General features: G+C 57.6%; 11 protein-coding genes and 3 tRNA genes. 10 read left to right on the forward strand and 4 right to left on the reverse strand.

Annotation, left to right across the window (positions count from 1 at the left end; all coding sequences use genetic code 11):
• Nucleotides 1-74: 74 nt before the first annotated feature.
• Nucleotides 75-494 (reverse strand): pilin, encoded by a 420-nt coding sequence (locus K5Q02_RS00720; protein WP_225835412.1) that lies wholly within the window; start codon nt 492-494, stop codon nt 75-77.
• Between the two features lie 258 nt (nt 495-752).
• On the opposite strand from K5Q02_RS00720, the gene pilB reads away from it, so the two are divergent.
• The 7 genes from pilB to K5Q02_RS00755 all read left to right on the forward strand — a co-directional run bounded on the left by pilB (nt 753) and on the right by K5Q02_RS00755 (nt 7,629).
• Nucleotides 753-2,459 carry a type IV-A pilus assembly ATPase PilB gene (gene pilB / locus K5Q02_RS00725; protein ID WP_225835414.1) on the forward strand — a complete coding sequence of 569 codons (1,707 nt, stop codon included), beginning with the start codon at nt 753-755 and terminating at the stop codon, nt 2,457-2,459.
• A 2-nt stretch (nt 2,460-2,461) separates the two neighbouring features.
• Nucleotides 2,462-3,682, forward strand: coding sequence for a type II secretion system F family protein (locus tag K5Q02_RS00730; protein WP_225835416.1), 1,221 nt, complete (start codon nt 2,462-2,464; stop codon nt 3,680-3,682).
• Nucleotides 3,683-3,685: 3 nt separating this feature from the next.
• The gene (locus K5Q02_RS00735) at nt 3,686-4,558 is read left to right on the forward strand and encodes a prepilin peptidase (RefSeq protein WP_225835417.1); all 873 of its coding nucleotides are present in this window, start codon (nt 3,686-3,688) and stop codon (nt 4,556-4,558) included.
• A gap of 150 nt (nt 4,559-4,708) precedes the next feature.
• Entirely contained in the window at nt 4,709-5,317 is a 609-nt protein-coding gene (coaE, locus tag K5Q02_RS00740; RefSeq protein WP_225835418.1) for a dephospho-CoA kinase, read from the forward strand.
• The gene (gene yacG, locus K5Q02_RS00745; protein ID WP_225835420.1) at nt 5,314-5,514 is read left to right on the forward strand and encodes a DNA gyrase inhibitor YacG; all 201 of its coding nucleotides are present in this window, start codon (nt 5,314-5,316) and stop codon (nt 5,512-5,514) included. Before coaE ends, yacG begins: the two co-directional genes overlap by 4 nt.
• 55 nt (nt 5,515-5,569) lie before the next feature.
• Entirely contained in the window at nt 5,570-6,076 is a 507-nt protein-coding gene (locus tag K5Q02_RS00750) for an MOSC domain-containing protein (RefSeq protein WP_225835422.1), read from the forward strand.
• A gap of 254 nt (nt 6,077-6,330) precedes the next feature.
• Complete coding sequence (locus K5Q02_RS00755; RefSeq protein WP_225835424.1) at nt 6,331-7,629, forward strand: NAD(P)/FAD-dependent oxidoreductase; 1,299 nt, start codon at nt 6,331-6,333, stop codon at nt 7,627-7,629.
• A gap of 125 nt (nt 7,630-7,754) precedes the next feature.
• On the opposite strand, the gene K5Q02_RS00760 is transcribed toward K5Q02_RS00755, so the two are convergent.
• From K5Q02_RS00760 to K5Q02_RS00770, 3 genes are all read right to left on the reverse strand, one after another.
• Nucleotides 7,755-7,830, reverse strand: a tRNA-Lys gene (locus tag K5Q02_RS00760).
• Between the two features lie 5 nt (nt 7,831-7,835).
• A tRNA-Pro gene (locus K5Q02_RS00765) sits at nt 7,836-7,912 on the reverse strand.
• Between the two features lie 10 nt (nt 7,913-7,922).
• A tRNA-Asn gene (locus tag K5Q02_RS00770) sits at nt 7,923-7,997 on the reverse strand.
• A gap of 209 nt (nt 7,998-8,206) precedes the next feature.
• Between K5Q02_RS00770 and K5Q02_RS00775 the strand changes: the two genes are divergently transcribed.
• From K5Q02_RS00775 to fdhD, 3 genes are all read left to right on the forward strand, one after another.
• Nucleotides 8,207-10,507: a DUF1631 domain-containing protein gene (locus tag K5Q02_RS00775; RefSeq protein WP_225835426.1), complete on the forward strand. Its 2,301-nt coding sequence runs from the start codon at nt 8,207-8,209 to the stop codon at nt 10,505-10,507.
• Nucleotides 10,508-10,516: 9 nt separating this feature from the next.
• Nucleotides 10,517-10,861 (forward strand): PilZ domain-containing protein, encoded by a 345-nt coding sequence (locus tag K5Q02_RS00780; RefSeq protein ID WP_225835429.1) that lies wholly within the window; start codon nt 10,517-10,519, stop codon nt 10,859-10,861.
• A gap of 149 nt (nt 10,862-11,010) precedes the next feature.
• Nucleotides 11,011-11,856, forward strand: coding sequence for a formate dehydrogenase accessory sulfurtransferase FdhD (fdhD, locus tag K5Q02_RS00785; RefSeq protein WP_225835431.1), 846 nt, complete (start codon nt 11,011-11,013; stop codon nt 11,854-11,856).
• Nucleotides 11,857-11,858: the final 2 nt, after the last annotated feature.

Genomic DNA, 11,858 nt, shown 5'->3' on the forward strand with positions numbered 1-11,858 from the left:
ACCACCCAAAAAAAAGAGCGACATAAGCCGCTCTCTAAACCTCTTTCTTAAAGAGGCCTCAGCAACAAACTAGATCAAGAGCACTTGCCTGGTTTGTACTTGACATCCAAAGTACTGGTACAGCCCCACACACCATTTGCGGTACGAGTCAGAACAATGTTCTTTGTATTAAAGTTGGTAGCATTACCACCTTTAGTGGCGCAAGTAATCGCAAACGGAGCAGTTGTAGTCAGAGTAACATCGCAGTACGAGGTAGAGGAGGAAATACCAATGTAACCTTGATCGGTGGAGGTCAACGACGGCGTCTTACCTTCATTGATAGCTTGCTCAAAGCCTACTTTACCAGGAGTAACTTCGGCCAGAGCAGCAGCTGCGTTCGAGCGAACGGTATAATCTTGGTAGGCAGGGATTGCAACAGCAGCCAGGATGCCGATGATCGCAACAACGATCATCAGTTCGATCAGGGTAAAACCTTTTTGCATTTGAGCTTTCATGTGTATCTCCAGTGTTAAGGTCAGGCAGACAAGCCTGCCAAACAGAAAGCAGAAGCCATGCCAACTTTCCCGAAACCTAACGTTGTGGGGAGCATAACTAAAGGAATCAAAAGAAGCGCGGATCTAGAGCACATTAAAAGCCCGAGCCCTCTAGCGCTGTTGCGCAGCTTGTGACATTTTTCGTCATATTGCTGCCGGCCGTTTGGCAGCCCACGGCATCTGCGCTATAACGCACCCATTCAAAGACGTGAGGTGCCCATGAGCGAGAACATTCCACTTTCCGGCCTGGCCAAGCAGGTGGTACTGGCTGAGCTGTTGGACGAGAAGGCCGCTCAGCAGGCGCAAGCGCAGGCCAAGCGCAATAAACTGTCGCTGGTCACCTACCTTGCACAGAACAAACTGGTAAAGAGTCGCGCGCTCGCGGAGCTAGCCGCAGATCAGTTTGGCGTAGCTTATTTCGACCTCAGCGCACTGGACAAGGAAAGTCAGCCCAAGGATCTAGTCAGCGAAAAGCTTGTCCGCCAGCATCGAACATTGCCCCTTTGGCGGCGTGGCAACAAGTTGTTCGTAGGTATATCAGACCCGTCAAATCATCAAGCCGTCACGGACATTCAGTTCAGTACTGGCCTTTCCACGGAAGCGCTGCTGGTCGAGGATGACAAGCTGGGCGATGCCATCGATAAGTTCTTCGATACCGCCCATAGCGGCTTGGACGATCTGGGCGATGTAGATCTCGATGGCCTAGAGACCGAGTCGGTCGAAGATGACAAGAAGATCAACGATGGCAGCGGCCAGGATGCTGATGATGCGCCAGTGGTGCGCTTCGTCAATAAAATGCTGCTCGATGCGATCAAAGGCGGCTCATCCGATCTCCACTTCGAACCCTATGAAAAAGCTTACCGCGTGCGTTTTCGTACCGACGGCATTCTGCATGAGACGGCACGCCCGCCGATTCAGTTGGCACCGCGTATATCTGCACGTTTGAAGGTTATGGCTGGCCTGGACATCTCCGAACGGCGCAAGCCGCAGGACGGCCGTATAAAGATGAAAATATCCAAAAGCAAGTCCATCGATTTCCGCGTCAACACTCTGCCCACCCTGTGGGGCGAGAAGATCGTGATGCGGATTCTCGATTCCTCCAGCGCGCAAATGGGGATCGATGCCCTGGGCTACGAGGAAAGCCAGAAAGACCTATATATGGCTGCACTCAAGCAACCACAGGGAATGATTCTGGTAACGGGCCCAACAGGGTCTGGCAAAACGGTCTCTCTCTACACTGGCCTCAACATCCTCAATACCCCGGACGTGAATATTTCCACGGCGGAAGATCCGGTGGAGATCAACCTGGAAGGGATCAATCAGGTCAACGTCAACCCCAAGCAGGGCATGGACTTCACTCAGGCACTGCGTGCGTTCCTGCGCCAAGACCCTGACATCATCATGGTCGGCGAGATTCGCGACTTGGACACGGCCTCCATTGCTATCAAGGCCGCACAGACCGGCCATATGGTGATGTCGACCCTGCACACCAACAGCGCAGCGGAAACCCTGACCCGTTTGCGCAATATGGGCGTGCCCTCCTTCAACATCGCCACCTCGGTAAACCTGATCATTGCCCAGCGCTTGGCGCGTAAGCTCTGCAATAGCTGCAAGAAAGAAATACCGATTCCTGACGAGGCTTTGCTGGAGGAAGGTTTCCCCCAGGACAAGCTTGGAACCTTCAAAATTTACGGCCCGGTTGGCTGTGAAAATTGCAAGAACGGTTACAAAGGTCGTGTCGGTATTTATGAAGTGGTTAAAAACACGCCGAGCCTGCAGAGGATTATCATGGAGGAAGGCAACTCCATCGATATTTCCATACAGATGCGAAAAGACGGCTTCAACGACCTGCGTACTTCAGCGCTGCTGAAGGCCATGCAAGGCGTTACCAGCCTTGAGGAAGTCAACCGCGTGACCAAGGATTAACCATGGCAGCAGCAAAAGCGCCCAAGACCAGCACCTTTATCTGGGAAGGTAAGGATCGTAGGGGCAGCAGCATCAAAGGCGAACTCAACGGGCAAAACCCTGCCTTGGTCAAGGCGCAATTGCGCAAGCAAGGCATCAACCCAACCAAAGTGCGTAAGAAGGGCATCAGCCTTAGCGGTAGCGGTAAGAAGGTCAAACCGCTGGATATTGCTCTGTTCGCAAGACAGATGGCCACCATGATGAAGGCCGGCGTACCGCTGCTTCAGTCGTTCGACATTATCGCCGATGGGGTTGAAAAACCCAGCATGCGTAAGCTGGTAGATGAGCTGAAGCAACATGTTGCTGCGGGTAATAGCTTCGCCGCAGCACTGCGGACAAAACCGGAATATTTCGACGACCTGTTCTGCAATCTCGTCGAGGCAGGTGAACAGTCCGGTGCACTGGAAACATTGCTTGATCGGGTCGCCACGTACAAGGAAAAGACAGAAGCACTCAAGGCAAAAATCAAAAAGGCAATGAACTATCCAATCGCAGTGGTTGTGGTTGCAGTAATTGTCACCTGTATCTTGCTGATTAAAGTGGTGCCTCAATTCCAGGAAGTTTTTGCAGGCTTTGGAGCTGAGCTACCGGCCTTCACACTGTTTGTTATCGGTATATCTGAGGCACTACAGCAGTGGTGGTTCATCGTCCTGATAATTTTTGTAGCTGCTGGGTACGCATTCATGCAGGCCAAACAACGCTCGGAGAAATTTCGAGATGCACTAGATCGCACCGTACTGAAGGCGCCCATCGTAGGCAATATCGTTTACAAGGCTGCAGTCGCACGGTATGCGAGAACACTCTCTACCACCTTCGCAGCCGGTGTACCTCTGGTAGAGGCCTTAGATTCGGTAGCAGGCGCCACGGGTAACGTTGTATTTCGAAACGCCGTCAACAAGATTAAACAGGATGTCACCAGCGGAATGCAGCTGAATTTTTCGATGCGCTCGACTAACGCGTTTCCGGCCATGGCCGTGCAAATGACGGCAATTGGCGAGGAATCTGGCGCTCTCGACAGCATGCTCGACAAGGTGGCCAGTTACTACGAGGCGGAAGTGGATAATGCGGTGGATGGCCTTACGGCACTTATGGAGCCGCTAATCATGTCGGTTCTGGGCGTCCTGGTTGGCGGCCTCATCATCGCTATGTACCTACCAATTTTCCAATTGGGTGGCGTTGTTTAATCCATGCCCGTAATCGACTTCCTGGCCGGCAATACGCCAGCCTTTGTTTTCTGCTCGCTAGCTGTCGGCTTGCTGGTCGGCAGTTTTCTCAACGTCGTTATCCACCGTCTGCCCAAAATGATGCACCGTGACTGGCGCACGCAAGCGCGTGAAGTACTGGAGCTGCCGGCGGAGCCGGAGGGCGAAACCTACAATCTGGTACTCCCCCACTCCAGTTGCCCACACTGCAAGCACGAAATTCGCCCCTGGGAGAATATCCCGGTTATCAGCTATCTCTTTCTGCGTGGCAAGTGCTCGGGCTGCAAGGCGAAAATCAGCCTGCGCTACCCACTGGTCGAGCTAAGCTGCGGACTGCTATCGGCTTACAGCGCCTGGCATTTTGGCTTTAGCTGGCAAGCAGGCGGCATGCTGCTACTGGCCTGGGGGTTGCTGGCCATGAGCCTGATCGATGCGGATCATCAGCTCTTACCCGACGCCTTGGTGCTGCCACTGCTGTGGCTGGGCTTGATCGTCAACCACTTTGGTCTGTTCACCAGCCTTGAAGATGCCCTGTGGGGCGCAGTAGCTGGCTACCTGAGCTTGTGGTCGGTGTTTTGGCTATTCAAGCTGGTTACCGGCAAGGAAGGCATGGGTTACGGCGATTTCAAGTTGCTGGCCATGCTCGGCGCCTGGGGTGGCTGGCAGATTTTGCCGCTGACTATTTTACTGTCTTCGGTGGTCGGCGCAGTGCTGGGTGTAATACTGCTGTGCATGCGCGATGCGAATACCAGCACGCCTATTCCCTTCGGCCCTTACCTGGCCATTGCAGGGTTTATCGCGCTGCTCTGGGGCAAGCAGATCACCGATGGCTATTTGCAGTTTGCAGGGTTCAATTAGCGAAAAGGTCACGGCCGGTACGCTGGCGCCTACTGGTCGATGACGCTTAGGGCTCTGCTGGATATGGCCTTGCAGAGCCAAGGCTTTCACCACAGCCCCCTCACTCCTTTATAATGCCGCCCCTATTGATTGCATGGGCACGCGTACACCATGAAACCCTGGACGCTCGGCCTTACCGGCGGTATCGGCAGTGGCAAGAGCGCCGTTGCCGAGCATTTCGTCGCACTGGGCGTTGATCTGATCGACTCAGACCAGGCAGCACGCTGGGTCGTGGAGCCTGGCCGACCGGCCTTAGCGGCCATTGCCGAACATTTTGGCGAGCAGGTTTTGCAAGCGGACGGCCAGCTGAATCGCTCGGCACTACGCGAGCGAGTTTTTGCAGATCCCGCACAGCGCCGCTGGCTGGAAAATCTACTGCACCCGCTGATCGCTCAGGAGGTGGCACTATTCCTGAGTACCGCCAAATTGCCCTATGCGATCCTGGTGTCGCCGCTGCTGATCGAGTCCGGCCAATACAAGCTGACACAGCGCGTGCTGGTGGTCGATGTGCCCAAGCAACTGCAGATCGAGCGCACCATGCGCCGCGATCAGTTGTCGGCTGAACAGGTGCAGGCCATTCTGGCCGTTCAGGCGACACGCGAGGAACGCCTGCGCCACGCCAATGACGTACTGAGCAACGACCGTGACATGGCGTGGATAAGAAGCGAAGTCGAACGCCTGCATGCCTTTTATCTGACCTTGAATGGAGGCCAACCATGAGCACCCCTACCCTCGTCGCCTGTCCGACCTGCGCCGCCCCAGTGGAATGGGGCCCGCAAAGCCCGAGCCGACCCTTTTGCTCCGAGCGCTGCAAACTGATCGATCTTGGCGCCTGGGCTTCGGAAGAACATGCCATTCCCGGAAATGAGCTGGAAGATGATCTTTTTTCCGATGACCTGCCGCCACGCCAGCATTGATTGAATTACCGCTCACCGGCTCACCTGACAGAACGGCACACGTAACGGAGCCTCAATGAGCCCACTGCAAGCCCTGATCGCCGCCGTGCCGCAACGCGGAGAAGTGCGCTGGATCGGCGTGCGCCCGCAATCGCGTGGTGAGATGCTCGCACTCGAGGCCGTGGAAGCACGCCGCGAAGCAGGGCTGACCGGCGATCACGCTCGCCCAGGACCGCGCAATGCACGACAGGTCACGCTGATTCAGTGGGAGCACCTGGCCGTTGTCAGCGCACTGCTGGGCCGCGATCCCCAGCAAGCGATAAGGCCAGAGGATCTCAGGCGCAATATCGCCATCAGCGGTATCAACCTGTTCAGCCTCAAGGGTCGGCGCTTTCGTATTGGCCAGGCAATTCTGGAAACCACCGGCTGGTGCCAACCCTGTGCACGCCTGGAGGAGCGCCTGGGCCTCGGGACTTTCCAGGCCGTGCGCGGCCATGGCGGCATCACCGCACGTGTACTGCACGGCGGGATTATCCGCCTGAGCGACTCGCTTGAGGTCGAGCCTCTGGAACAATTCGAATAGCGGCAACCAGCCTTATATCGCGATCCGCGCTCAGTGGCGCCCTGCTAGACTGAGCGCATTATGCGAGGCGTGCATGCCCGGCCGATTGAACCTTGGCGATCAACGTCGAGTCGATGAATACCTGAGTGGCTCTCAGCATCGTACCGTGCGTCAGCTTTACCCGGCCGGCCGAGCCACACTCCTGAGTCGCCTGGCGCTTTGAGCCTTGCTCGCCCGGACTCAACACCGTTTTTTTAGCCTTGTGAGAAGTATCGATGACCCATCGAATCGTAATCGTTGGCGGCGGAGCCGGCGGCCTGGAACTCGCTACGCGCCTGGGAAGAACCCTGGGCAAGCGCGGTAAAGCCCATATCACCCTTGCCGACGCCAACCTGACGCACATCTGGAAACCGCTGCTGCATGAGGTAGCCGCCGGCTCGCTGAACTCCACGGAGAACGAGCTCAACTATGTTGCTCAGGCGAAATGGAACCACTTCGAGTTCCAGATCGGCCGCATGAGTGGACTGGATCGCGAACGCAAAACCATCCAGCTTGCCGCAACGCTGGATGAGGACAACCGCGAACTGGTACCCGCACGCGAACTCGCTTACGACTCCCTGGTGATCGCGGTAGGCAGTACCACCAATGACTTCGGCACCGAAGGGGCGGCCAACCACTGCATCTTCCTCGACACCCGCGAACAGGCCGAGCGCTTCCACCGCAAGATGCTCAGCCACTACCTGCGCGCCCATGCCGGCAACGGCGACAACGATCAGATCAGCGTCGCCATCGTCGGTGCCGGCGCCACCGGCGTGGAACTGGCAGCCGAACTGCACCACGCCGCCCATCAGTTGGCAGCCTATGGACTGGATCGCATTCGCCCCGAGAACATGCGCATCACCCTGATCGAAGCGGGCCCGCGCGTACTGCCGGCACTGCCGGAACGCATCAGCGCCCCCGTTCACCGCACCTTGCAGAAGCTCGGCGTAACCGTGATGACCAACGCAGCGGTGAAAGAAGTCACTGCCGATGGCTTGCTCACCGCCAGCGGCGAGCAGATTCCAGCAAGCCTCAAAGTCTGGGCCGCAGGCATCCGCGCGCCGGCCTTTCTCAAGGATCTCGACGGCCTGGAAAACAATCGGATCAATCAGCTCGTTGTCACGCCGACCCTGCAAACCACCCGCGATGAGAACATCTTCGCCTTCGGCGACTGCGCCGCCTGCCCGATGGGTGATGGCAGCGAGCGCAATGTACCGCCGCGTGCGCAGGCGGCTCACCAGCAAGCTTCGCTACTGGTCAAATCACTCACCCTACGCCTGCAGAACCAGCCGCTGCCCACCTACACCTACAAGGACTACGGCTCGCTGATCTCGCTGTCGAGCTTTAGCGCCGTTGGCAATCTGATGGGCAACCTGATGGGCAGCGTGAAGCTGGAAGGCTGGCTTGCTCGCATGTTTTACATATCGCTGTATCGCATGCACCAGATGGCGCTTTATGGCCCCTTCCGCACCCTGCTGCTGATGCTTAGCGACCGTATCGGGCGCAGTACCGATCCGCGACTAAAGCTGCATTAATCTAAAAGGGGCGCCGGGTGAGAACTCGGCGCCCCCTAATAGATGGCTTCAGAAATGTTATCTGCATAGCCCGGAAAGCAAAAAACCCGCACTAGGCGGGTTTTTTACTCAAGCAGAGCTTGAAATGGTGGGTCGTGTGGGATTCGAACCTACGACCAATTGGTTAAAAGCCAACTGCTCTACCAACTGAGCTAACGACCCAAAAATGGTCGGGGTGAGGGGATTCGAACTCCTGACATCCTGCTCCCAAAGCAGGCGCGCTACCGGACTGCGCTACACCCCGAAGGAAAGATTGGCTCCGCGACCTGGACTCGAACCAGGACCCAATGATTAACAGTCATTTGCTCTACCGACTGAGCTATCGCGGAACTATGCTTCTTTCAGTCTCTGCTATTAGCGTTTGGCTTTCGCCAGTCGCCGTAGCTGAGGCGCGCCATTTTACGGTTCCGCGAGCAGCTGTCAACCCCCTAAATTGCTTTTATGACAATGCTTTGCGAAAGAATGGCCATTTGCTATACCTTCACCGAATACCTGCACTGTTTGAAGCGCCGCAGTGAGGTCTCACCCAGGAATACCGATGACCACTCAAGGCACGCCGCCGCCACCCCAAAATGGTTCGCGCACACTGGCAAGCCGAGGCATTCAGCCACGCTTCAGTGAGCTGGCGCAAAGCTGTCGCAAGCTGGTACTCAATCATCTGGCGGACAACCTGGCGCGCACCTTCGCCCTGGTCGACGACACCCTCTTCCAATGCGCAGAGAAAGCGGAGAACAATCAGGTTCAGGCACTGTTCTTCGAAAGCATGCGCAGCATCCGCACATTGCGCCCGCAGATTGAACGCCACTATCACCTGAGCATCTCCCAAAGCATCGCCGACTTTCTCGACGGCAAGCTGGTTGCTAGTGCTGTATCACCTACCGATATACACGCCGAGGATCTGGCGCTGGTGCAAAACGAGGACTACGAAGAAATCCTCCAGGTGACCAATATGGCCAGCCGGGTTCAGGCCCGCTGCGCTCAGGCACTGTTCGCTCTAGAGCAGCGCCTTGCACTTCTCAATAACGGCCAACCGCTGCCGGAAGGCAGCAATCCGCTCGCACCCAAAACGATAGCCCAGGCATTCCTCACGGCCCTTGGCCCCTGTGGACTGCCCCTGAGAATCAAACTGGTGCTGTACAGCCTCTTCGATAAACAGCTCATGCACGAGCTGGACAAGCTCTATGACGCGCTTAACCAGCGCCTGATAAATGCCGGCGTGCTGCCCAATCTCAAATACACCTCAACACGTACCCCAGAGCCGCCCTCACCTGCGCAGACGGGGATGGCGCCACACGCCGCCAACACCCCGACGAGTGAACCTCATAACGAGCCCCCACTGCTCGATCTTGATGCCGCCCCGCCAGCCAATATGGAGCAACTGGTCGAAGGTCTGGGTGCCCTGCTCGCCGAATACCGCAAGCAACAGAGCGCTATCAGCCCTCCAAGCGGTACGCCAAGCATGGCCAGCTTCGCGCCCGAAGGCGCAAGACGGACTTATGATGCAGCCGATCTGCTGGCGGCCCTGAACCGCATGCAGCAAACGTCCGCTATCGAGCTAGCACAGCGGCTGGAGCAACCGCAGCAGGTTGCAGGGCTGAAGGCGGATCTGCAGCGGCAACTGGCCAGCCATAGCGAAGAACCCCAGCAGCATCGCCTGGGCAACAGGGAAACCGATGTCATCGATCTGGTAGGCATGCTGTTCGACTTTATCCTCGATGACGACAATCTGCCGCAGCCCTACAAAATAGCCCTCTCTCACCTGCATACGCCCTACCTGAAAGTGGCGCTGCTGGATAAAGCCCTGTTCACCCAACAACACCATCCCGCGCGCCAGCTGATCAATGCCATGGCGAAAGCCGGCGTTCTTTATGGTGCACCGGATGAAGCCCATGGCCTGTTGGCCAAGGTGCACTGGGTCGTGAAACAAGTGATTCAACACTTTGCCGGCGACCTGCGCCTGTTCGACGAGCTGCTCAAGGAATTCAACGAGCTCACTGGCACCCTCAAGCAGCGTGTAGACCTCCAGGAACGGCGGACGGTAGAAACGGCCAAAGGCCGCGACAAGCTGCTTGGCGCCCGACATCGCTCTGCCCAGGTCATAGCCCAGAGCCTGGCCAAACGCTCACCACCGCCGATCATCAGGCACTTCCTGGAGCGCACCTGGATTGACGTACTGGTTTTCATCCAGTTGCGTCATGGGCCATCCAGTAACGAATGGCAGCGCGCCAGCGAAGCAGCCGAACAGCTGGCCTGGAGCGGAACACCGCTCGACGCCATGCAACGCGATCGACTGCAGCACCTGCGTATAGAGATGCTCGAAGAACTGCGTAAAGGTCTGATGCTGCTGGGCGGCTACCACGAAGACGACATCCGCCGTCTACTCCAGGATCTGGTTGCCTGTCAGCATGCCGTTCAGGCGGGGCAACCCGAACTCGCCTCAGGCATGACATTGCCGCCCAGCCCCAGCCAGCTGGGTGCCATGCTGGGAGATGAGGCTGCATTGCTCGACCCATCCCTGGCCGATACTGCACTTTCAAAGAATGGCCTGCGCCTGGTGCGCGAGCTTGAGAAGGTCGAGTTCGGGACGTGGTTCGAATTCATCAAAGGCGATGAACGTCAGACGCTGAAGTTGTCCTGGTACAGCCCGACAACCCACAACTACATGTTCGTTGACCCGAACGGTCAGCGTGCTGCGGTCAAATCGGTCAGCCAGTTGGCCCAGGAAATGGAACAGGGCACAGCCCGCTTCAGTAAGCCGGATCGGGCAGCGCCGATGGTCGATCGCGCGCTAACCGCCGTTTACCGTGTTCTGCAACAGCTCACCGGCCGTACTCAATGAGAACCGCGTATGGATGATCGTCGCCAACACAGCCGCTACCAAACCACCTCGCTGCTCGAAGTATTCGAGCAACACAGCGGTCGCTACCTCGGACGCGTCGCTGATATATCCAGCGACGGCCTTATGCTTTGCTGCACGGTACCTCAGCCTGCGGATACGCTGGTGGAGTGCCAACTGGTTTGCTCAATACCACTGAACGGTGTTGGCGAGTTGCACTTTATCGGAGATTGCCTGTGGAGCCGTATGGGCGAGCCGGGCCAGCAATGCTGGGCAGGCTATCGCATCATTGATATCGATCAGACCAACACGAAAGCGCTGAATGCGCTGCTGCAGCATTTCCAGGCATCAGTCTGACGCGTTAGTCCACACCAAAACCCTTATTGCAGAGCCTGGGCGAGCAAGCCGATAGATCGCGTCGATCAGCATATCGGTAACAGCGATTAGACGCCGCCGGAGCAAGCGCCTAGGCTTCTCTGTGTCAATCCGTCGCAGGGGAGCTTGCCGTGCCCCGGTTAGCCGAGAGTTCTACCGTTCCTGATTCCAACGAGCCCGCTGCACCGCAGCCGGAAGGCTATGCCTTTGCGCAGCTTGGTAACCCACAAGCCACTGATTCTGCCGTTCTGGCGCAGGAAAGCGCGTTGGCCATCAGCTATAACGGCATCAGCCATGCGGTGATGATGGTTTCGCCTACGGCCGTGGAAGACTTCATTACCGGCTTCAGCGTGACAAGCGCAGTGGTTGACTCCATCGACGATATTTATGACATCCGCTTGCGCCACCTCGGCGCGGCGATCAATGCCGACGTCGAGATCAGCAGTCGCGCCTTCTGGGCGATGAAACAACAACGTCGGCAACTGGCCGGCACCAGTGGCTGCGGCCTGTGCGGCGTGGAAGCGCTCGATCAGGCGCTGCCGCAACTGGCCACGCTGACCCAGGCTGAACTGCCCGAGGCGGCGCACCTGGTTAACCTACGCGAGCGGATCGCCGCCGTGCAGGATCTGGCCCGTCGTAGCGGCGCCCTGCATGCCGCGCTGTATGTCGATGGCAGTGGCGAGATACGCGCCTGCCGGGAAGACATCGGCCGGCACAACGCGCTGGACAAGCTGATCGGCGCACTGCTGCGCGAGCGCCAGGATGTACGCCAGGGCTTCGCGGTGGTGACTAGCCGCTGCAGCCTGGAGCTTATTCACAAGGCGGTCAGAGCCGGCATCGGCAACCTGGTCAGCCTTTCGGCCCCGACCGCCCTTACCGTGCAATGGGCGCGCCGGCACAACCTCAACCTGATCCATCTGCCCCACCACAGCGCGCCCCGGGTCTACAGCCCCGCGCCGCCTGCCAGAGAAGAATAACC

Source organism: Pseudomonas sp. MM211 (assembly GCF_020386635.1).
In the GTDB taxonomy this organism is placed as follows: Bacteria; Pseudomonadota; Gammaproteobacteria; order Pseudomonadales; family Pseudomonadaceae; genus Aquipseudomonas.

What these genes read in the sequence shown, in the direction of transcription:
- K5Q02_RS00730 (WP_225835416.1), top strand. Translation starts at nt 2,462, where the DNA reads ATGGCAGCAGCAAAAGCGCCCAAGACCAGCACCTTTATCTGGGAAGGT.
- yacG (WP_225835420.1), top strand. Translation starts at nt 5,314, where the DNA reads ATGAGCACCCCTACCCTCGTCGCCTGTCCGACCTGCGCCGCCCCAGTG.
- coaE (WP_225835418.1), top strand. Translation starts at nt 4,709, where the DNA reads ATGAAACCCTGGACGCTCGGCCTTACCGGCGGTATCGGCAGTGGCAAG.
- K5Q02_RS00750 (WP_225835422.1), top strand. Translation starts at nt 5,570, where the DNA reads ATGAGCCCACTGCAAGCCCTGATCGCCGCCGTGCCGCAACGCGGAGAA.
- K5Q02_RS00780 (WP_225835429.1), top strand. Translation starts at nt 10,517, where the DNA reads ATGGATGATCGTCGCCAACACAGCCGCTACCAAACCACCTCGCTGCTC.
- pilB (WP_225835414.1), top strand. Translation starts at nt 753, where the DNA reads ATGAGCGAGAACATTCCACTTTCCGGCCTGGCCAAGCAGGTGGTACTG.
- K5Q02_RS00755 (WP_225835424.1), top strand. Translation starts at nt 6,331, where the DNA reads ATGACCCATCGAATCGTAATCGTTGGCGGCGGAGCCGGCGGCCTGGAA.
- K5Q02_RS00720 (WP_225835412.1), bottom strand. Translation starts at nt 494, where the DNA reads ATGAAAGCTCAAATGCAAAAAGGTTTTACCCTGATCGAACTGATGATC.
- K5Q02_RS00735 (WP_225835417.1), top strand. Translation starts at nt 3,686, where the DNA reads ATGCCCGTAATCGACTTCCTGGCCGGCAATACGCCAGCCTTTGTTTTC.
- K5Q02_RS00775 (WP_225835426.1), top strand. Translation starts at nt 8,207, where the DNA reads ATGACCACTCAAGGCACGCCGCCGCCACCCCAAAATGGTTCGCGCACA.